Below are 19,755 nucleotides of genomic sequence, written 5' to 3'. Positions count from 1 at the left end.
AGCCGCCCCCGACCCCAGGAGTATCGCCCATGAGCGCCCAGCCCAATATCGGTATGGAAGTCACCACCTTCGAGAATCCTCAAGGCGTCGATGGCTTCGAATTCGTCGAATTCGCTGCGCCGGATGCGGCTCTCCTGCACAATCTGTTCCCGCGCCTGGGCTTCACGGCGGTGGCGCGGCACAAAACGAAGAAGATCACCCTCTACCGCCAGGGCGACTGCAATTTCCTGGTGAACGAGGAACCCGGTTCCTTCGCCGCGGACTTCGCAGCCAAGCACGGCCCGTCGGCGTGTGGCTTCGCCATCCGTTTCAATCGCCCGGCGACGGACGTGCAGGCGACGGCGCTCTCCAATGGCGCGACGAAGATCGCGCACAAGCCCGAAACGTTGGCCCTGCAGGTGCCGACGATCGAAGGCATCGGTGGTGCGGCGCTTTATCTGATCGACACCTATGGCGCCAAGGGCGAGGCATACGAGGCCGAGTTCGAATGGCTGCCGGGCGTGGATCGTCGTCCGAAGGGTTTCGGGCTGACCTTCATCGACCACCTCACGCACAACCTCGAGTTCGGCAACATGGAGAAGTGGTCGGAGTACTACGAGCGCCTCTTCAATTTCCGCGAGATCCGCTACTTCGACATCAAGGGCGCAAAGACGGGCCTGGTCTCCAAGGCCATGACCGCACCGGACGGCCTCGTGCGCATTCCGCTGAATGAGTCGTCTGACGAGAAGTCGCAGATCAACGAGTATCTCCGCGAGTACAAGGGCGAGGGCATCCAGCACATCGCGCTGTTCACCGACAATATCTACGACTCGGTGGAAGCCATGCGCGCGCAGAACGTCGCGTTTCTCGATACGCCGGATACGTATTACGAGGTGATCGACGAGCGCGTGCCGAACCACGGCGAGGACGTGCCGCGCCTGCGCGAGAACAAGCTGCTGATCGACGCGGACGACGAAACCAAGACGAAGCTGCTGCTGCAGATCTTCACCCAGAACAACGTCGGTCCGATCTTCTTCGAGATCATCCAGCGCAAGGGCAATGAAGGCTTCGGCAACGGCAACTTCAAGGCCCTTTTCGAGTCCATCGAACGCGATCAGATGCGCCGCGGCGTGCTCTGACCATACCGGCAACGCTAGGATAAGCGCGGCGCGGACCCACGAAGGGCCGCGCCGCGATGCGTTCATCTCAAGGATCACCCCGATGAGCCACACCGACGATACCCGTGGTTACCAGAGCGGCTTCGGTAACGAGTTCGCCACCGAGGCGGTAGCAGGCGTGCTACCGACCGGCCAGAATTCGCCGCAGCGCGTCGCGAAGGGTCTTTACGCCGAGCAGCTGTCCGGCAGCGCGTTTACCGCGCCGCGCCACCGCAATCGGCGCAGTTGGCTGTACCGCATCCGACCCGCAGCACAGCATTCGCCGTTTACCGAACTGGCGCCGGGCACGTTCCACAACCGCTTCGACGAAGCGCCCGCCACACCGAACCAGTTGCGCTGGGATCCGCTCGCGATGCCGGTGCAGCCGGTCGATTTCCTCGACGGTCTGTTCACCATGGCAGGCAATGGCGGCGCGGCAGAACAGGCCGGTGTCGGTATCCATCTGTACGCTGCCAACCGCTCGATGAGCGGGCGTTATTTCTACGATGCCGACGGCGAGCTGCTGATCGTGCCGCAACAGGGACGGCTGCGGATTCGTACCGAACTCGGCGTGCTCGACGTCGAGCCGCTGGAAATCGCTGTCGTGCCGCGCGGTATCCGGTTCCTCGTGGAGCTGCCGGACGGGCACGCACGCGGTTACGTGGCAGAGAATTTCGGTGCGCCGCTGTATCTGCCCGACCTCGGTCCCATCGGCGCGAACGGGCTTGCTCACCCGCGCGACTTCCTCACGCCCGTGGCGGCGTACGAAGACCTCGATGGCGATTTCGCTCTGGTGGCGAAGTTTCAGGGCGAGCTATGGCAGGCGACGATCGATCATTCGCCGCTCGACGTCGTTGCTTGGCACGGCAACTACGCGCCGTACAAATACGATCTGCGCCGCTTCAACACGATCGGTTCGATCGCCGTGGACCATCCGGACCCGTCGATCTTCACCGTGCTGACCTCGGCGAGCGATACGCCCGGCGTGGCGAACATGGACTTCGTGATCTTCCCGCCGCGCTGGCTGGTGGCGGAGCACACGTTCCGGCCGCCGTATTTCCATCGCAACGTCGCCAGCGAATTCATGGGGCTGATCGACGGCGCGTACGATGCCAAGGCCGGTGGTTTCGTGCCGGGCGGATCGAGCCTGCACAACTGCATGAGCGGGCACGGTCCGGATGCGGCCAGCTTCGAGAAGGCGTCCGGCGCCGACACCTCGCATCCTGACCACATCGTAGGCACCATGGCCTTCATGTTCGAGACGCGCAAGGTGATCCGACCGGTGCGGCAGGCATTGGCCTCGCCGGGCCTGCAAGGCGATTACTACGAGTGCTGGCGCGATCTCGCGAAACACTTCGATCCGTCAGCCGACTGACGAAAAGGAACTGCATGAAACTCGCTTCGCTGAAGGAGGGCGGCCGCGACGGCACGCTCATCGTCGTCAACCGCGATCTCACGCGCGCCGTGAAGGCGGGCGACATCGCGCCGACGCTGCAGGCGGCCTTGGACGACTGGCGTTCGGTGGCCCCGCGGCTCAACGCCTTGTCGGAAGACCTGGCCGACGGCAGGGCAGAAGGCGCCTTCGACCTCGACGTGACCAAGCTCGCAGCGCCGCTGCCGCGTGCGTACGAATTCGTGGACGGCAGTGCGTATTTGCCGCACGTCGAACGCGTGCGCCGTGCGCGTGGCGCAGAGGTGCCGGCGTCGTTCTACACCGACCCGCTGATGTACCAGGCGACCAGCGCAGGTTTCCTCGGGCCGCGCGACCCGGTCGTGGTGTCGAGCGAAGCGTTCGGCATCGACCTGGAAGCCGAAGTGCTCGTCGTCACCGATGACGTTCCCATGGGCGTCACTCCGGCACAGGCCGCTGAGCACATCCAACTCGTGGGTCTGGTCAACGACGTCTCGCTGCGCGGTCTCATCCCCGCCGAACTGGCGAAGGGTTTCGGTTTCCTTCAGTCGAAGCCGCGCTCTGCGTTGTCGCCGGTCTTCGTCACGCCCGACGAACTCGGCGATGCGTGGCGCGACGAGAAACTGCACTTGCCGATGCGCACATGGATCAATGGCAAGTGGTTCGGCGAAGCCGAGTGCGGCGTGGACATGCAGTTCGACTTCGCGCAGCTCGTGGCCCACGTTGCCAAGACCCGCCCGCTGACGGCGGGTACGCTGGTGGGCTCCGGCACGATCGCCAACGAGGACACCTCCAAGGGCGCCTCCTGCCTCGCCGAGCAACGCACCGTGGAAACGTTGCGCGACGGCAAGGCGTCCACGCCGTTCCTTTCGTTCGGCGACACCGTGCGCATCGACGTTACGGATGCGAGCGGTGCGTCGATCTTCGGCGCGATCGAACAGGCGATCGTGCAGGGCTGACCGACGCTGACGGTCCCTATTGCAGGTGAACCGTCTTGCGCAGGCTTCCCATGCTTACCGGCACCAGGGCATAGCGCATGTCCTGGTCGCCCGCGGGAGCTTCGCTCCAGCGGATCTGGGGCACCACGCGTCCGATGCGTAGGCCGCTGCCTGGATCAGGATAGGCGTCGATCATCCAACTGCGACGCGCGCGCCCATCGGGGCCGATCTCCACGAAATACTGCGCATACGCGCCCTGATTCAGTTCGGTCGGCGAAGCGTTCCTGACATGCTGCTGTGGCGGAATCTTGGGTGTGCCCAGGCGGCTGGCGTTCTTTGTGGAAGCAGGCTGCGCGGCGATTTGCCTGTCCAATGCCGCCACGCGCGCATCGACCTCGGTTTGCAGCGCGTTCACATCGTAAGAACTCACGGCGTCCATCGCGCGCTTCAACAGCATCGTGTAATAGCCGGCACCTACCAACGAGTCGCCGTCATCGTCGCGGTTAGTCAGCCGGCGATAGAACACGCCTTCCACTTGTGTCCAGACCAGCGCTTCGTGCGCGTGGCCGTCGGCCAGTTCGAGTTCCGCGAGCTTGAGCATGGCGCTGGTGCGCCCGTGTCCGGCTGCGGCCGTAAGGAGGTCGCGTGCCCGGTCGTGATCTTCCGCAAACACGTGCGCAGGATGTCGTGGGCCCCAGCGGTAGAGCGATCCGGCGATTTCCTGGCTGACTGCGTTGCCCGCCACGGCGGAACACAGCAGCAGCTTGCCGAGCCGTTCGCGCTCGGCATCCGGTGTGGCGGCATCCAGTAGCCCGCGACCGATCAGTTCTCCCGTGCGAGGGAGAGTCGTGGGGCAATCGGCGGCGAGAACCCCGATAGGGGCGGCGAGCAGCAGGCAAACGATCGCGATCGAGCGTCTGAACATTCGAGTCATCCGGAGACGAAGAAGGCCCGCACGTGCGGGCCTTCATGATGCCAGTGTCGCTCGTCTACGACGATGGCGTGATGTCGGTCAGCATCGCCTCGCGGATGGTTTGCACCTTCAGTGCCACATCGCGATCGAGTCGCTGGTCGGGGGACACGCCTGCTTCGATCCGGCGCTGCAGCGTGTTCGTGGGTGAGTGGCCGGACCCGTGCAGTTCGTGCTCCACGCGCGTCCACAGTGCGGCCTCGTAGGCGTGGCCGTCCAGCAGTTCCAGTTCCGCCAGTACGTGCATCGCATGGCGCCGTCCACGGTTGGCTGCCGCAGTCAGCAGACGGCGGGCGCGGGAGAGATCGCGTGGCAGCACGTTGCCGTGCCTTGCGGGTCCGGCGTAGTAAAGGAGACCTGCCACTTCCTGGCTTTCCACGTTACCTGCCAGGGCGGAGCAGAGCAGCTTGTCGGTCAGCTCGCGGCGTCGTTCGATCGGAACGGAAGGCGCTCCCAGTCCCTGAGAGATGATTTCCGCGGTGGTGGGGCTGGACGACGTGCATGGTGTCGCCATGGCGGGCAGGGGCAGAAGAAGCCAGAGCCATGCGGCGGAAGAAAGGCGATGACGCATGAAGGGTTCTCCGAGCAAACAAAAAGGGGCCCGCATCGCTGCGGGCCCCCCGAGGCCGTACCTATTCGGTTGTAAGCGCGGCTTACTTGGCGCTCATGAGCGCCTTGGCCATGTCGAGCATGCGGTTCGAGAAGCCCCACTCGTTGTCGTACCACGACAGCACCTTCACCAGCGTGCCTTCCATGACGCGCGTCTGCGTGGCGTCGTAGATGGACGAGTGCGGGTTGTGGTTGAAGTCGATGGACACCAGCGGCTGCGTGTTCACCGAGAGGATGCCCTTGAGCGCGCCGTTGGCGGCTTCGTTGATGGCCGCGTCGATTTCTTCCTTCGTGGTCGCGCGTGCGGCCGTGAAGGTGAGATCGACCACCGAGACGTTGATCGTCGGCACGCGCATGGCGAAGCCGTCGAGTTTGCCGTTGAGCTCCGGCAGCACGAGACCGACCGCAGCGGCAGCGCCGGTCTTGGTCGGGATCTGGCTGTGCGTAGCGCTACGGGCGCGGCGCAGGTCCGAGTGGTAGACGTCGGTCAGCACCTGGTCGTTGGTGTACGCGTGAATCGTGGTCATCAGACCGTGCACGATCCCGATCTTCTCGTGCAGGACCTTGGCCAGCGGCGCGAGGCAGTTGGTGGTGCACGACGCGTTCGAGATCACCTGGTGCTGAGCGGTCAGCTTGTCGTGGTTGACGCCCATGACGAAGGTACCGTCCACGTCCTTGTCGCCAGGCGCCGAGATGATCACCTTCTTGGCGCCGCCGGCAATGTGCGCACTGGCCTTGGCCTTGGAAGTGAAGAAGCCGGTGGACTCCATGACAACGTCGACGTCGTGCTCGCCCCACGGCAGCTTGGACGGATCGCGCTCGGCGAAGACCTTGATGCGATCGCCGTTGACGATCAGGTCGCCGCCGTCGACCGAGACGTCACCGGGGAAACGGCCGTGCGCCGTGTCGTACTGGGTGAGGTGGGCGTTGGTCTCGGCGTTGCCGAGGTCGTTGACGGCGACGATCTGGATATCCTGGCCGTTTTTCTTCGACTCGTAGAGCGAACGCAGGATGTTGCGACCGATGCGACCGTAACCGTTGATGGCGACCTTGATGGTCATTGCTAGCCTCCGGAAGGATGGGCGGACGAGAAGGGGGAGCGGGTGGCACAGACGCCCATGGTAGCGGAACGTCGCGGGGCCGGGCTTGCTGCGCCGCCGCGAGATGTCATCCGTGTCTCAGTCAGGCTGTGGCACACTTGGCCGTTCGTCCGGCCCGGAAACGTTTACTGTCCCCATGAATCCCGTCCTGAAGCGCCGCAGCATCGCCGTCCTGCTGTTTCTCATCGCTCCTTTCGCTGCCACCGTCCATGCCTGGGGCGATCTCGGCCACCGGATCGTGGCCGAACTGGCCTGGAGGCAACTGGACCCGGCCGCGCGCGCCGAGGTAAGTCGCCTGCTCAAGGCCGACAGTGACGACTCCCTTCCCGATATCGCGAGCTGGCCGGATCGCCTGCGCGACATGCCTGGAAAGGAAGCTCTCGGCAAGGCGACCGGGCCGCTGCATTACGTCGATATCCGTGACGACAAGTGCCACTACGTGCCGCCGCGTGACTGCGCCGATGGCCGCTGCGTGGTCGGCGGCCTGGAGAAGTACGTCGCCGTGCTCGGCGACCGGCATCGCTCCGATGCCGAGCGTGCGGAGGCCCTGAAATTCGTGGTCCATTTCGTGGGCGACGTGCATCAGCCGCTGCACGCGGGCAACCGCGACGACAAGGGCGGCAACGAGTACCAGGTGCAGTTCGATGGCAAGGGCACGAACCTGCATCGTGTGTGGGATTCGCAGATGCTCTACACCCGCGATCTCAAGTGGCAAGCCTACGCGGACCGGCTCGCGGCCGAGGGCCCGGTGAAGCTGCCCCGCTCGAACGCCTCGCTGTCGCCTTATGTGCAGTGGGCGGAGGAGTCCTGCGACATCGTGGCAACGAACGGTTTCTACCCCGCCGCCCACCGCATCGACGACGCCTATGTGGCGAAGCAACTGCCGGTGGCCGAGACGCGGCTGCGCGAGGCCGCAAAGCGTCTCGCCGATCTATTGAACAAGACGCTGGACTGACCCGCGCCTTCGCATTCACGACAAGGTAATTATCGATGACCGATATCCAGGTACGCCGCACCAAGATCGTCGCCACCCTCGGCCCTGCCACCGATGCGCCGGGCATGCTCGAAAAGATTCTCGAGGAGGGCGTGGATATCGTTCGCCTCAACCTGTCGCACGGCAAGCCGGACGACCACCGAGCGCGCGCGAACGCCGTTCGCGCAGCGGCGGATGCCGTGGGTCGCGAAGTCGGTATCCTCGCCGACCTGCAGGGCCCGAAGATCCGTATCGAGAAGTTTGCCGGCGGTCCGGTCGACCTCATGACCGGTGACGACTTCGTGCTCGATTGCCGACCCGATGCCCCTCCGGGCGACCAGCATCGCGTGGGCGTCAGCTACTACGACCTGCCGAAGGACGTGAAGGCCGGCGACATCCTGCTGCTGGACGATGGCCTCGTTGCCATGGCGGTCGTCGAAGTGGTGGGCAGCGAGATTCGCTGCCGGGTCGCGATCGGTGGCCGTCTGTCGGACCGCAAGGGCCTCAACCGCCAGGGCGGTGGCCTCAGCGTGGCCGCGCTCTCCGACAAGGACCGCAGCGACATCAAGCTCGCCGCCGAAATGGGCGCGGATTTCCTTGCCGTGTCGTTCGTCCGTTCGGCCGAAGACCTGCACGAGGCGCGCCGTCTCCTGCGCGAAGCGGGCGGCGACGCCGCCATCGTCTCCAAGATCGAGCGTGCCGATGCGATTCCTGTGCTCGGCGAGATCATCGACGCATCGGATGTGGTGATGGTGGCCCGTGGCGATCTCGGCGTGGAGATCGGCGATGCCGAGCTTCCGGGCCTGCAGAAGAAGATCATTCGCGAATCGGTCATGCGCAACCGCTCGGTGATCACGGCGACGCAGATGCTGCAGTCGATGGTGTCGGCTCCCATTCCCACTCGCGCCGAAGTGCTCGACGTCGCCAATGCGGTGATCGACGGCACCGACGCCGTGATGCTTTCGCAGGAAAGTGCGGCCGGCGCGCATCCGGACAAGGCAGTGGCGGCCATGCGCCGTATCTGCCTCGGTGCCGAGCGCCAGTTCGAGCCACGCGACGACCTGCGTCCGGGCACCCATTCGCTCGATCGCTCCGACCAGGCCATTGCGCTCGCCGCGATGCTGCTGGCGGCTCAGGTCGGCGTGCGCGCCATCGTGGCCCTGACCGAATCCGGCGCCACCGCGCAGTGGCTCTCGCGCTACCGTTTCGCCGTGCCGATCTACGCCATGTCGCCGTCGGACGTGGCACGCCGCCGCATGCTGGTGCTGCGCGACGTGCAGCCGGTGGACTTTGCCCAGAACAACCTCGATCCGGCGCATACGGCCCGCGCCGCGCTCCAGCACCTGTTCGCGCTGGGCAAGCTGACCAAGGGCGATCGCGTGATCCTGACCCACGGCGACCACATCGGCCGGGGCGGCGGTACCAACACGCTGAAGCTGCTGGTGATCGGCGACGACGGTATCGCGGACAGCCTGCGCGATCTTTAAAGCGCCTTGTGTGGCGGCTCCTGCGATTCGTCAGGCGCCGCCGCACAGTAATGACAGGATTTCACACGCACCGCATCCCCGGGCGGGGGTAAACTCGGCGTCCTGGTCATTCCAAGAGGGGCGTCATGATTCGCATCAGCTTCCGTACCGGCGCTATGGCCGCCGTCCTCCTCCTCGCCGCCGGCACGGCGGCAGCGCAGACCACCCGACGCGTCGCGCCGGATCGGCTCCCGAACTACTGGACCCTGACCAACACCTCGGTCAATGCCGACGTGCCCAACACGGGCAAGAACCTCAACCAGCCCGGTTGCGTCGCGGTCACCTATCTCATCGGTTCCAACGGCTTGCCGCAGAACGTGGTGGCCGCCAAGACGGTGCCCGAGGGCGATCTCGCCCAGGTCGGCGTCAGCGCGGTGAAGGACTTCCATTACGCCCCGTCCGGCGTGAACCGCAGCGGGGAACCGGTGTTGACGTATTACGTGGTGGGCTTCAACTTGCCTGAAGACCCCGCCCGCAAGGCCGCGATCATGAAGCAGTGCGAACTGCCCGGATACACGCAGCCCAACTGATCGCGGCGCACAACGGCTTCGGCGGACGGGTCACCTATACTCCGCCGGCTTTTTGTACTTGCCCCGCACGATCCTTGGGGCCAAACCTTTTACTTTCACGGAGTTGTCATGAGCATCGAAAACCTCGAAGAGATCGCACAGGCGATGGTGGCCACGGGCAAGGGCATCATCGCGGTCGACGAGTCGACCGGCACGATCAAGAAGCGGTTCGACGCCGCCGGTGTGGAAAATACCGAGGAAAACCGCCGTGCTTATCGCGAACTGCTGCTGACCGCCCCCAACCTGGGCGAGCACATCTCTGGCGCCATCCTGTTCGACGAGACCATTCGCCAGAAGACCAAGGACGGCGTGCCGATGGTCGAGGCCATGAAGAAGGCCGGCATCATCGCTGGCATCAAGGTCGACAAGGGCCCCGTGCCGCTGGCCGGTTTTCCGGGCGACGTGGTCACCGAAGGCCTCGATGGCCTGCGTGACCGCCTCAAGGAATACGCGCAGCTCGGCGCGCAGTTCGCGAAGTGGCGTGCGGTGATCAACATCACCGACGACAACCCCAGCTCCACCGCCATCGAAGCCAACATGCATGCCCTGGCTCGTTATGCCGCGTTGTGCCAGGAAGCGGGTCTCGTGCCGATGGTCGAGCCGGAAGTCCTGATGGACGGCCCGGACAGCAAGCACGACATCGACGTCAGCTACGAAGTGCACGAGGCCGTGCTGCGCAGCCTGTTCAACGCGCTCTACGAGCAGAACGTCATGCTGGAAGGCACCATCCTCAAGGTGAGCATGGTGATGCCGGGCAAGCACGCGCCCAAGGATGCGCAGGCCACCCCGGAAGACGTCGCCGAAGCCACTGTTCGCGTGCTGAAGAGTTGCGTGCCGGCGACGCTGCCGGGCATAGTGTTCCTCTCTGGCGGTCAGAGCGACGCGCAGGCCACCGAGCACCTCAACCTCATCAACCAGATGGGCCCGCACCCGTGGCCGGTCAGCTTCTCCTACGGCCGCGCGCTCGTGGCTGAAGCGCTCAACATCTGGTCGAAGGACAAGGAAAAGAACTGGGCAGAAGCCCAGAAGGCGGTCTACACCCGCGCCCAGGAAAATGGCGCTGCCGCGCTGGGCCAGTGGAAGAAGCGCTGAGCATCGCGTTGTAGATCGCGCTGTCGTAGGAGCCGCTACAGCGGCGAGGCTAGATGGCCTCGTCGCTGGCGGTTCCATCTACACATAAAAAACGGCGAGGCCTATGCCTCGCCGCTTTACTGCTCCGTGGGCTTTTCGCCGCTATAGCGGCCCCCACATCTTCGTGTCGATCAGAAGCGATATTCCGCCGAGATCGAGGTCATGTTGGTCGACAGGTCCAGGCCGTCCTTCTTCGCATCGTAGTGGTCGTAGTTGATGCCGAGGCTCCAGTTGTTGCTGAAGTCGTAGCCCACGCCCGCACCGGCGTACCAGCTCGTCTTGTCGAGGTCGCGACGCGTGATGTCGTCGTTGCTCGTGCCGTGACCCTTCCAGCCGTAGATACCGGCTCGCGCGCTGATGTACCACTGCGGGTCGATGTTGAAGTGACCGTTCAGGCCGGCCGTCCAACCGTGCAGTTCCGACTTGCGGCGGTCGACGACGCGGTCGCCGTTGAAGAAGTTCTTCGCGTTGATGTTGCCGAGGTCGTTGTAGCCGGCCTCGACGCCGAGCGCCGCCCACGGGCTCACGGCCCAGCGGTAGCCGCCGTTCAAGGCGTAACCCGTGTCGTGGCCGTCGTAGCGGCCCTTGTCGACCGAGGTGCGGCCGACGTTGCCATTGACGAACCAACCGCCAGCACCGTTAGCGTCCTGCGCGAAAGCGGGGGCCGCAGCCATGCCAGCCGCAACGAGGGCGAGGGCAATGAGGGTCTTCTTCATGGTGAATCTCTCCTGCTTGTTCTTGTTCGGCGCGGGGCCATGGGGGACGCCGCCAGCGCTGACGCGCGGCCGGGGTGCCGAGCGTCCTCCATAGATTGGGCGCGTCCGCAGGGATTCAATACCGGTGAGTTCAGTATTAAGAAACGATTAAGCCACGGCGGGGGTGGCGCCGTGGCTCAATCGTTGAAGGTTGGAACGTGTTGAATTAGAAGCGATATTCGCCAGCGAGCGAGACGATGCCCGTGGAGCGCTTCAGGCCGCGCGACACCTCGCCGGTGGCGTTGTTGCGCACCTTGCCCGCGTCGGCATGGAAGTAGTCGTAGCTCACGCCCACGCCGAAGTGCTCGTTGACGTCCCAACCGGTACCCAGGCCGGCATACCAGCTACCGCGATCGGCACGGCCGCCGCTGGAGAAACCGAGGTCCTGACCGACGCTGTTGTTGTAGTTCTGGTTGTTGTCGTTGGCACGGAAGTAGCCGCCGTGCGCGCTGATGTACCACTGCGGCACGAGGTTGATCTTGCCGTTGACGCCGACCATCCAGCCGCGCAGCGCATTGCGCGTCGACTTCTGGTTCACGTCCTGATCCGACTCGAAGGCGTTCTTCACGCGATAGTTGCCGAGATCGGCATAGCCCGCCTCGACGCCGAGGCCGAGATCCGGACCGACCTTCCAGCGATAACCGCCGAGCAGACCGTAACCGGTGCGACGGCCCTTTTCGCCGTGGAGGAAGTTGAATCCGCTGGTGTTGCTGCCGAAACCGCCGGTGTCGCTACCGTTGGTACGACCCACGTTGGCGCCGATGAACCAGTTGCCGCTGCCGACCGACTGGCTGGGCTGGTAATTGCCGGAGACGGCGGTGTTGTCCTGTGCAAAGGCCGGAATGGCCGCAAACGAGACGCAAGAAACCGCAAGGGCAAGAGCTGCCTTTTTCATGGGGATGTTCCTCTTCTTTTCGGGGCGGCCACCGCCCGTGTGGGGAGGGGAAGGACGATGACCGTGGTCGATTAGAACCGCCCGTACCTGAAGAAATTCAAAAAACGGTGTTGAAAGATTAAGGGCTGGTTAACTTCCACGACACAGCGTGAACGTCCACGACAGCCGGGCAGCAATGCGCGACAATCGGGGTTTTTCCGAGCCTGCTAACTGGAGAATGCCGATGACGACACGCCGCGAACGCGCAAACGCGATCCGCGCCCTGGCCATGGATGGTGTGGAAGCCGCCAAGTCCGGCCACCCCGGCATGCCCATGGGCATGGCCGATATCGCCGAGGTTCTGTGGGGGGATTTCCTGCACCACAATCCGACCAACCCGCACTGGCCCAACCGCGACCGCTTCATTCTGTCGAACGGTCACGGTTCGATGCTCCAGTACGCGCTTCTGCACCTGACCGGCTACGACCTCGGCATCGAGGATCTCAAGCACTTCCGCCAGCTGGGTTATCGCACCGCCGGTCATCCGGAATATCACCACACGCCTGGCGTCGAGACGACCACCGGCCCGCTGGGCCAGGGCCTCGCCAACGCCGTCGGCTTCGCGCTGGCCGAGAAGGTCCTGGCTGCGCGCTTCAATCGCCCTGGCCACGACATCGTCGATCACCACACCTTTGTGTTCGTGGGTGACGGTTGCCTCATGGAAGGCATCTCGCACGAGGCCTGCTCGCTCGCCGGCACGTTGAAGCTCGGCAAGCTAGTCGCGATCTACGACGACAACGGCATCTCGATCGACGGTGAAGTCCACGACTGGTTTACCGACGACACGCCGGCGCGTTTCCGCGCCTACGGTTGGAACGTGGTACTGGGCGACGACGGCAAGCCGGTCGACGGTCATGACGCGGAAGCCATCAAGAAGGCGATCACGGCAGCTACCTCGCAGAGCGAGAAGCCCACGCTGGTCATCTGCAAGACGGTGATCGGTTTCGGTGCGCCGAACAAGGAAGGCAAGGAGTCGTCGCACGGTGCGCCGCTGGGTCCGGACGAGGTCAAGGCCGCGCGCGAGAAGCTTGGCTGGAAGTATGGCCCGTTCGAGATTCCCGAAGAGATCTACGCATCGTGGAGCGCGAAGGAAACGGGCGCGAAGCTCGAAGGCGCCTGGAACGAGCAGTTCGCTGCCTATGCCAAGGCGTTCCCGGAACTCGCCGACGAGTTCAAGCGCCGCACGTCCGGCGAACTGCCGGCGAACTGGAAGGAAGGCGCCGAAGCCTATGTGCGCAAGATGCAGGCCGAAGGCCCCGTCGTCGCGTCGCGTAAGGCTTCGCAGATGGCTCTTGATGCCTTCGGCCCGCTGCTGCCGGAACTCATCGGTGGTTCGGCTGACCTTGCTCCGTCCAACCTCACCATCTGGAAGGGCTCGAAGAACGTCGCCACGGCAGGCGCGGAAGGCAACTACATTCACTACGGCGTGCGCGAGTTCGGCATGAGTGCGATCTCGAACGGCCTGGCGCTGCACGGCGGCTTCATCCCGTACGACGCGACGTTCCTCACCTTCTCGGATTACGCGCGCAACGCCGTGCGCATGTCCGCGCTGATTCCGGCCCATGCGATTCACGTCTACACGCATGATTCGATTGGCCTGGGCGAAGACGGTCCGACGCATCAGCCGGTGGAGCACCTGGGTTCGTTGCGCCTCATCCCGAACAACCGCGTGTGGCGCCCCGCCGACGCCGTGGAATCGGCGGTGTCGTGGAAGAAGGCGATCGAGCGCGCGGGCAATCCGTCGTGCCTGATCTTTTCGCGCCAGAACCTCAAGCACAATCCGCGTACGGAACAGCAGGTCGCCGACATCGAGAAGGGCGGCTACGTGCTCTGGGAAGCAGCCGAAACGTTCAAGGCAATCATCATCGCAACGGGCTCGGAAGTGGGCATGGCGGTCGAAGCGGCACAGGCGCTCAATGACCAGGGCATTCCGGTCCGCGTCGTGTCGATGCCTTGCACGGAAGAATTCGACGCACAGCCGGTCGAATACCGCGAAGGTGTGCTGCCGTCCTGGTGCCGCGCCCGCGTGGCCGTGGAAGCCGCCAGCGTGGACTTCTGGTTCAAGTACATCGGCCTCGACGGCAAGGCCATCGGCATGAGCACCTATGGTGCTTCGGCCCCGATCGACAAGCTCTACGAACACTTCGGCATCACCACCACGGCGGTGGTGGACGCGGTGAAGAGCGTGATCAAGTAAGTGATGTGATGAGGCCCCCGAAAGGGGGCCTTTTTTTGCGCTACTTCCAGCCGCGCCGATTGCTGTTCGGTCCGCACTTTATCGGGTCGCCGACACAGTGGGGGACCTTCGGCCGTTCACGGAGAGGAATGTGGTCATGTGCTGCGGTCCAGACCGGCACCGCTCGGTAGGCAACAAGGTTGCCATCAGGGAAAAGGGCAACGTAGCCAAGCGTGAACTCGAGCGCCGTACCGGGTGATGGAACAGGTTTGTATCGTGCTGGTGCTTGAAAGCGCGTCATGCCACCCTCGGAAATGTATAAACCATAGGCGACGCTTGCTTGTGTGGCCCGTGGCGTATGCGAACTCCAGATAGGTTGACCAAACCGTGATACCACCAGGTTGCCGTCCGTTCGGAACGTCACCGAATGTGGTCCACCGGTGCTGTGCGTCTGGCCGGGTTGGAAAACGAACTGGTAAGGGAATATCAGAGGATTGCCCTGGGCCAGTCGCGGGTTGCCCGTTCTTGTCTGCCACCAGTCCTGCACGGTCAGCACCATCGCTTGCCCATACTCGCTGATGCTGAACATGTGCCAGGCGCCGCGCGTTCCCGTGGACCACACGGGGTGATTATTGCTGTCGTAAAGGACGAAATTGCCGTCCGCCTGCATCGTTGCCCTGACCACGCCACGGCCATGGGTATAGGTTGCCCATATGACGTGCCCGTCATCACGATAGACGATGAAATTTCCATCCGTCTGGAGCGTGGCGAAATAACGTCCGGTATCTGAGTACAGCTTCTGTCCGGGGCTCATGGACTCACCGGTGCGTAGCGTTGCTGCCTCAACGGCCCCGGTATCCAGCAGGCCGAATACCAGGAAGATGACGGCGCATGCGGCTCGCTTGTCCAGGTTCAAAGCGTTCTCCTCGTTTCAGGACTTCGGATGAAGTCATGGCAACTTACGAAGCACTCGCGGAACTACGAATAGGTCTTTGCAGCGGGCAAAATGCGCGACGGCCGCTTACGCGGGTAGGTCGTTACGACACCATGGCAATGCGATGCATCACGCTTCGTCGCTGAGCAGCTAGCTGCTACGCTTCCCTGATTCAAGGAGCTTTACGTCATGACGACGCCATCATCGCCAGTCGCGTATTTCCCACACGTCGACGTTCTTCGAGCACTGGCGGTCTTGGCAGTGCTGACATATCACCTCGATGCTCGCGCGCTGCCTGGTGGATTTGCTGGCGTAGCCGTTTTCTTCGTTATCTCCGGATTCGTGGTCTGTCATTCCGCGCTCGCCCGGGCGAGTGGCTCTTTCAAGGCGCTTGCCGTGGCTTTCGTTGCCCGGCGCCTTCGGCGTATTGCACCGCCGCTGTTCGTGTGTCTCACGGTGGTCTCCTTGGCCTCGGCGTTATGGATTCCGCCGTCCTGGTTGAGCGACGACATTCCCCGCACGGGCCGATACGCCTTCTTCGGCGTTGGCAACGTCCTGCTCGCGAAGCGCGATAACGGCTATTTCTCGCCGCTGGCGGAATTCAACCCGTTTACACACACGTGGTCCCTGGGCGTGGAAGAGCAGTTCTATCTGCTCTTTCCGCTCCTGCTGTGGCTCTGGTTTGTCGGTCGACGTGCACGCATTCTTTGCCTTGCACTTCTCCTCGCTACGTCCGCAGCATCGTTTGCCTTCGCTCTATCGATGCATGCCGAAGGTCGGTCGGAGGGTTATTACTTACTGTCCACCCGCTTCTGGGAACTTGGCGTGGGAGTCATCTTGTCATTGGCGTTGAGGCGGGGCGCCGACATCAGCACATTCGGTACGTTCTCTAGCTCTGCTGTGAGGTGGGGTGGCTCGGTCGTTGCATTCGCCCTGCTTGTATGGACGGTTACATGGCGGGGTTCGCCTGAGTCAGCGTTTCATGCCTCTGTGATCTCCGTTGTTGCCACCGTGGTACTTATTGCCGCTTTCCATCAGCGAGCTCCTTCTACGGCTGATGCGCTCCCGGTGCTCGTGCGCCCCCTGACCTACCTCGGACGAATGTCCTACTCGCTATATCTATGGCATTGGCCCGTGTTCGTCCTGTTTAGATGGACGGTCGGCTTATCTGGGATCGGAGCATGTTTTGGCGCGGTGGGATTGTCGTTCGCTCTGGCCTGGCCGTCGTTCCGGTGGGTGGAACGACCGTTCCGCGCAGCGTCGTTTGCAAACGAGCGAGGCGTGCAAGTCGTTGCCGCGACGTTTGTCGTGGCGCTCACAGGAGCGACGTTGGTTCGTGGGATGGAGCTTTATCGAGCGAGCTTTTCATTCAGCACCGTTTCCCGTCATCAGGATGACTGGTATCCGTCGAAGAAACAGCGATTGGTGGATGATCGTGGATGCGCAGTGGCGCCCGAATACTTGAGCGGCGAGGCAGGAAAGCACATCGTTTACCGCGCCGGCTGTGAGGGCGTAGCGCACGGTCCTCGTGTCTTCGCCGTCGGCGACTCGCATGCACGCGCTTACGGTCCGGCTTTTGCCGCCTATGCGCTGCATACTGGTGCGGAGGTCGCGGTATATACCCATGCAGGATGTCACGTAGTGAGCCTGCAGCCATGGCGCGAAGCCGCGGAGACCTGCCAAGCACAGACTAATGCCTCGCTATCCAGCCTCGAGGCACAGATCGGACGAGGCGATGTGGTGTTTCTCCCGTCGTTGCGCCTTCCCCGGTTCGTGGACCAATGGGCAACGCTATCCATGGCGGACGGTCAGGTCGCGCCCGGCCCACCTGCTGACGAGACCATGGATGCAGCTCGCGCAGTCATTAGGCGCATCCGAGCGACAGGCGCAAAAGTAGTCCTCCCATTGCCGACACCGATATTGAAAGCGCCGCCGTTCCGTTGCGTCGACCGGTGGACGCAGTCCAACGAGATATGCGCTGGCGGCATGGGAATCGATCGGGACGAATTTCTTGCACTGCGCGCGCCTGTCGTTCAGGCGTTGAAGGCGCTGGCAGAAGGCGACGATGGCGTCACGCTCTTCGATCCCGCCGAAGCGCTGTGTCCCCCGGCAGAGCAGTGCTCAGCTTTCTTGAACGGTCGCCCTTTGTTCTTCGACGGCGACCACCTCAGTGCCTATGGCAACGAGGTACTGCTGCCTCATTTCACGGAGGCGATGATGCGTGCGGTTGCGACTGAGTGACGCTAACGGATGTGTCCCTGGATCCAGTTCGGATTCCTTTGTGGGTCGCTTGGGAAACGCGGGGGAATCCGCCCGACGTCCGCCGTGTCGTCGCGTCCACCACCGCTGATGACGCCGGTCGCTTGCAGCGTCATCAGTGCCGCCTCTGTGATCCATCGTGCGGCGGTACCAGGGCGCCGCACGCCATCGACGCGAGGGCGGGTGCTGGGTTCGTTGTGACGCTGGGTCTCGTGCAGCTCGCGCGCCAGCGGCGCGGTCCAGGAGGAGGGCGTGTTGGCGGCCTTGGCCGACGGAGCGAGGGCCATGCCGAGGGCATAGCCGGCCAGGGCGAGGGCGACGTAGCGTAGACGCATCAGCGAGCTTCCGAGTAGTGAGCGCGACCCTGGACGGTAGTCGCGCTCATTTTCGGTAGATATCGCCGGTGACCGAATGTCTCTGTCGGTCAATGCAGGCGCGGGACGCAGATCAGCCCGCCAATACCTCTGCAGCGAGCAACGCGATTTCTTCCGGCGCCTGCACCAGCTTCCATGCACCCGAGGCTTCGAGTTCCTCGCGATCGCCGAAGCCCCAAAGCACACCGACGCCTCGCACGTCATTGGCGACGGCGCCTTCCATGTCGAAGCGGCGATCGCCGACCATGATCGTCTCTTCGGTGGGATGGCCGAAGTCGGCGAGGGCGGCGGCGATCATTTCGGCCTTCTCGCTATGGGCCGATGCCGGACCCGGCGCGTAGATCCGCTCGAAGGCCGCACCAAACGGAAGGTGGGCGAGGATCGGTTCGGCATGAGCGCGCACCTTGCTCGTCACCACCGCCAGCCGGTGTCCGGCGTCGGCGAGCGTCGCGATCAGTTCGGGCACGCCGGCATAGACGGTGTGCTCGGACCAGCCCACCTCGCGGAAGCGCTGCGAGTACGCGGCGACCGCGGCTTCCACACGCTCGCTGTCGCCGTCGAGCACCTCGCCGAAACTGACGCGCAGTGGTGGCCCGATCCACGAACGGAGCACCGCGTCGTCGGGTGCCTCCGCGCCGACGCTCGCCAGCGAGTGCCGAACGCCGGCAAGGATGCCAAGTTCCGAATCGATGAGCGTGCCATCGAGGTCGAAGAGGATGAGCATCAGACCGATTCCGCCCGCGCCTTGAGCGCTGCTACGGCCGGAAGCTCCTTGCCTTCGAGGAATTCCAGGAACGCGCCACCGCCGGTGGAGATGTAGGAGACGCCGTCTTCGATTCCGTACTTGTCGACCGCGGCGAGGGTGTCGCCGCCGCCAGCGATCGAGAATGCCTTCGACGCGGCGATGGCGCGGGCCAGTGTTTCCGTGCCCTTGCCGAAGGCATCGAATTCGAACACGCCGACCGGACCATTCCACACCACCGTGCCTGCCTTCGCGATCAGCTCGGCGTAACGCTTTGCGGTATCGGGACCGATGTCGAGGATCATTTCGTCATCGCCGACCTGGTCCACGGGCTTGACCGTGGCCTTGGCCGTGGCGGAGAACTCGGTCGCCACTACGACGTCGGTGGGCACGGGCACGTCGGCACCGCGCGAGGTCGCGTCGGCCATGATGCGCTTCGCCGTGTCCAGGAGATCGGCTTCGACGAGCGACTTGCCCACCTTGTGACCCGCCGCGAGGATGAACGTGTTGGCAATGCCGCCACCCACGATGAGCTGATCGACGCGGCCGACGAGGTTCTGCAGCAGTTCGAGCTTCGTGGAGACCTTGGAACCCGCGACGATCGCCAGCAGGGGGTGATCGGGGTTCTCGAGTGCCTTGCCGAGCGCGTCCAGTTCCTTCGCCAGCAGCGGGCCGGCGGCGGCGATTGGAGCAAAGCGGATGACGCCATGGGTGGACGCCTGCGCGCGATGAGCGGTGCCGAAAGCATCCATGACGAAGACGTCGCACAGCGCGGCGTACTGCTTGGCGAGTGCTTCGTCGTCTTTGCCCTCGCCGACGTTCATTCGGCAGTTTTCGAGCACGACGACTTCACCATCGGCGACATCGACACCACCGAGGTAATCGCGGACGAGCCGCACGTCCTTACCCAGCTTCTTGCCCAGCCATTCGGCCACCGGCTTGAGCGATGACGCCTCATCGAACTGGCCTTCCTTCGGTCGGCCGAGGTGAGACATCACCATCACCTTCGCGCCAGCGTCGCGTGCGGCAACGATGGTCGGCAGCGATGCGTCGAGGCGCTGGGTGGAGGTGATCTTTCCGTTTTCCACGGGGACGTTGAGGTCCTCGCGGATCAGCACGCGCTTGCCGCGCAGGTCGAGGTCTTGCATGCGGATGACGGACACGTTGGGCTCCAGCTCGTGGGATGGCGAATTAGCGATTGTCCTTGGGTCGGGTGGA

General features: G+C 63.8%; 18 protein-coding genes. 9 read left to right on the top strand and 9 right to left on the bottom strand.

From position 1 onward, the window contains the following. Positions 1-53: 53 nt before the first annotated feature. The 3 genes from hppD (at position 54) to BT115_RS08080 (ending at position 3,506) form a co-directional block, all read left to right on the top strand. Positions 54-1,118, top strand: coding sequence for a 4-hydroxyphenylpyruvate dioxygenase (gene hppD / locus BT115_RS08090; RefSeq protein WP_143144521.1), 1,065 nt, complete (start codon positions 54-56; stop codon positions 1,116-1,118). A gap of 82 nt (positions 1,119-1,200) precedes the next feature. Then, the gene (gene hmgA, locus BT115_RS08085) at positions 1,201-2,511 is read left to right on the top strand and encodes a homogentisate 1,2-dioxygenase (protein WP_072321935.1); all 1,311 of its coding nucleotides are present in this window, start codon (positions 1,201-1,203) and stop codon (positions 2,509-2,511) included. Positions 2,512-2,525: 14 nt separating this feature from the next. Further along, positions 2,526-3,506: a fumarylacetoacetate hydrolase family protein gene (locus BT115_RS08080; RefSeq protein ID WP_072321934.1), complete on the top strand. Its 981-nt coding sequence runs from the start codon at positions 2,526-2,528 to the stop codon at positions 3,504-3,506. A gap of 16 nt (positions 3,507-3,522) precedes the next feature. On the opposite strand, the gene BT115_RS08075 is transcribed toward BT115_RS08080, so the two are convergent. From BT115_RS08075 to gap, 3 genes are all read right to left on the bottom strand, one after another. Next, a complete protein-coding gene (locus BT115_RS08075) occupies positions 3,523-4,410 on the bottom strand; it encodes a hypothetical protein (RefSeq protein ID WP_072321933.1) in 888 nt (295 codons plus the stop codon). Positions 4,411-4,474: 64 nt separating this feature from the next. Further along, a complete protein-coding gene (locus tag BT115_RS08070; RefSeq protein ID WP_072321932.1) occupies positions 4,475-5,026 on the bottom strand; it encodes a hypothetical protein in 552 nt (183 codons plus the stop codon). An 82-nt stretch (positions 5,027-5,108) separates the two neighbouring features. Continuing rightward, the gene (gap, locus tag BT115_RS08065) at positions 5,109-6,125 is read right to left on the bottom strand and encodes a type I glyceraldehyde-3-phosphate dehydrogenase (RefSeq protein ID WP_072321931.1); all 1,017 of its coding nucleotides are present in this window, start codon (positions 6,123-6,125) and stop codon (positions 5,109-5,111) included. Positions 6,126-6,300: 175 nt separating this feature from the next. On the opposite strand from gap, the gene BT115_RS08060 reads away from it, so the two are divergent. The 4 genes from BT115_RS08060 (at position 6,301) to BT115_RS08045 (ending at position 10,324) form a co-directional block, all read left to right on the top strand. Beyond that, positions 6,301-7,119, top strand: coding sequence for a S1/P1 nuclease (locus BT115_RS08060; protein WP_072321930.1), 819 nt, complete (start codon positions 6,301-6,303; stop codon positions 7,117-7,119). A 35-nt stretch (positions 7,120-7,154) separates the two neighbouring features. After that, positions 7,155-8,624, top strand: a complete 1,470-nt coding sequence (pyk, locus tag BT115_RS08055) for a pyruvate kinase (protein WP_072321929.1) — start codon at positions 7,155-7,157, stop codon at positions 8,622-8,624. Between the two features lie 125 nt (positions 8,625-8,749). Further along, positions 8,750-9,193 carry an energy transducer TonB gene (locus BT115_RS08050; protein ID WP_072321928.1) on the top strand — a complete coding sequence of 148 codons (444 nt, stop codon included), beginning with the start codon at positions 8,750-8,752 and terminating at the stop codon, positions 9,191-9,193. A 108-nt stretch (positions 9,194-9,301) separates the two neighbouring features. Next, entirely contained in the window at positions 9,302-10,324 is a 1,023-nt protein-coding gene (locus BT115_RS08045) for a class I fructose-bisphosphate aldolase (RefSeq protein WP_072321927.1), read from the top strand. A 170-nt stretch (positions 10,325-10,494) separates the two neighbouring features. Here the strand turns inward: BT115_RS08045 and BT115_RS08040 are convergent, their stop codons facing one another. Further along, positions 10,495-11,079: a porin family protein gene (locus BT115_RS08040; protein ID WP_072321926.1), complete on the bottom strand. Its 585-nt coding sequence runs from the start codon at positions 11,077-11,079 to the stop codon at positions 10,495-10,497. 205 nt (positions 11,080-11,284) lie between these two features. Next, positions 11,285-12,013, bottom strand: a complete 729-nt coding sequence (locus BT115_RS08035) for an outer membrane protein (protein ID WP_072321925.1) — start codon at positions 12,011-12,013, stop codon at positions 11,285-11,287. A gap of 223 nt (positions 12,014-12,236) precedes the next feature. On the opposite strand from BT115_RS08035, the gene tkt reads away from it, so the two are divergent. Further along, entirely contained in the window at positions 12,237-14,249 is a 2,013-nt protein-coding gene (gene tkt / locus BT115_RS08030; RefSeq protein ID WP_072321924.1) for a transketolase, read from the top strand. 40 nt (positions 14,250-14,289) lie between these two features. Here tkt and BT115_RS08025 read toward each other — a convergent pair whose 3' ends face one another. Next, positions 14,290-15,144 (bottom strand): hypothetical protein, encoded by an 855-nt coding sequence (locus BT115_RS08025; protein ID WP_072321923.1) that lies wholly within the window; start codon positions 15,142-15,144, stop codon positions 14,290-14,292. Positions 15,145-15,351: 207 nt separating this feature from the next. On the opposite strand from BT115_RS08025, the gene BT115_RS08020 reads away from it, so the two are divergent. Further along, entirely contained in the window at positions 15,352-17,403 is a 2,052-nt protein-coding gene (locus BT115_RS08020; RefSeq protein WP_072321922.1) for an acyltransferase family protein, read from the top strand. A gap of 2 nt (positions 17,404-17,405) precedes the next feature. Here the strand turns inward: BT115_RS08020 and BT115_RS08015 are convergent, their stop codons facing one another. From BT115_RS08015 to BT115_RS08005, 3 genes are all read right to left on the bottom strand, one after another. Then, positions 17,406-17,756 carry a hypothetical protein gene (locus BT115_RS08015; protein ID WP_072321921.1) on the bottom strand — a complete coding sequence of 117 codons (351 nt, stop codon included), beginning with the start codon at positions 17,754-17,756 and terminating at the stop codon, positions 17,406-17,408. Between the two features lie 112 nt (positions 17,757-17,868). Beyond that, positions 17,869-18,519 carry an HAD hydrolase-like protein gene (locus tag BT115_RS08010; protein WP_072321920.1) on the bottom strand — a complete coding sequence of 217 codons (651 nt, stop codon included), beginning with the start codon at positions 18,517-18,519 and terminating at the stop codon, positions 17,869-17,871. Continuing rightward, positions 18,519-19,700, bottom strand: coding sequence for a phosphoglycerate kinase (locus BT115_RS08005; protein ID WP_072321919.1), 1,182 nt, complete (start codon positions 19,698-19,700; stop codon positions 18,519-18,521). Before BT115_RS08005 ends, BT115_RS08010 begins: the two co-directional genes overlap by 1 nt. Positions 19,701-19,755: the final 55 nt, after the last annotated feature.

The organism is Luteibacter sp. UNCMF366Tsu5.1 (assembly GCF_900119235.1).
In the GTDB taxonomy this organism is placed as follows: domain Bacteria; phylum Pseudomonadota; class Gammaproteobacteria; order Xanthomonadales; family Rhodanobacteraceae; genus Luteibacter; species Luteibacter flocculans.
This window is presented reverse-complemented; position numbering and strand designations above follow the sequence as displayed.

Bases quoted from the DNA above. Each gene is read 5' to 3' on its own strand.
- BT115_RS08070 (WP_072321932.1), bottom strand. From the start codon at position 5,026: ATGCGTCATCGCCTTTCTTCCGCCGCATGGCTCTGGCTTCTTCTGCCC.
- pyk (WP_072321929.1), top strand. From the start codon at position 7,155: ATGACCGATATCCAGGTACGCCGCACCAAGATCGTCGCCACCCTCGGC.
- BT115_RS08020 (WP_072321922.1), top strand. From the start codon at position 15,352: ATGACGACGCCATCATCGCCAGTCGCGTATTTCCCACACGTCGACGTT.
- gap (WP_072321931.1), bottom strand. From the start codon at position 6,125: ATGACCATCAAGGTCGCCATCAACGGTTACGGTCGCATCGGTCGCAAC.
- BT115_RS08045 (WP_072321927.1), top strand. From the start codon at position 9,302: ATGAGCATCGAAAACCTCGAAGAGATCGCACAGGCGATGGTGGCCACG.
- BT115_RS08075 (WP_072321933.1), bottom strand. From the start codon at position 4,410: ATGTTCAGACGCTCGATCGCGATCGTTTGCCTGCTGCTCGCCGCCCCT.
- hppD (WP_143144521.1), top strand. From the start codon at position 54: ATGGAAGTCACCACCTTCGAGAATCCTCAAGGCGTCGATGGCTTCGAA.
- BT115_RS08010 (WP_072321920.1), bottom strand. From the start codon at position 18,519: ATGCTCATCCTCTTCGACCTCGATGGCACGCTCATCGATTCGGAACTT.
- BT115_RS08015 (WP_072321921.1), bottom strand. From the start codon at position 17,756: ATGCGTCTACGCTACGTCGCCCTCGCCCTGGCCGGCTATGCCCTCGGC.
- BT115_RS08050 (WP_072321928.1), top strand. From the start codon at position 8,750: ATGATTCGCATCAGCTTCCGTACCGGCGCTATGGCCGCCGTCCTCCTC.
- tkt (WP_072321924.1), top strand. From the start codon at position 12,237: ATGACGACACGCCGCGAACGCGCAAACGCGATCCGCGCCCTGGCCATG.
- BT115_RS08040 (WP_072321926.1), bottom strand. From the start codon at position 11,079: ATGAAGAAGACCCTCATTGCCCTCGCCCTCGTTGCGGCTGGCATGGCT.
- hmgA (WP_072321935.1), top strand. From the start codon at position 1,201: ATGAGCCACACCGACGATACCCGTGGTTACCAGAGCGGCTTCGGTAAC.
- BT115_RS08060 (WP_072321930.1), top strand. From the start codon at position 6,301: ATGAATCCCGTCCTGAAGCGCCGCAGCATCGCCGTCCTGCTGTTTCTC.
- BT115_RS08080 (WP_072321934.1), top strand. From the start codon at position 2,526: ATGAAACTCGCTTCGCTGAAGGAGGGCGGCCGCGACGGCACGCTCATC.
- BT115_RS08035 (WP_072321925.1), bottom strand. From the start codon at position 12,013: ATGAAAAAGGCAGCTCTTGCCCTTGCGGTTTCTTGCGTCTCGTTTGCG.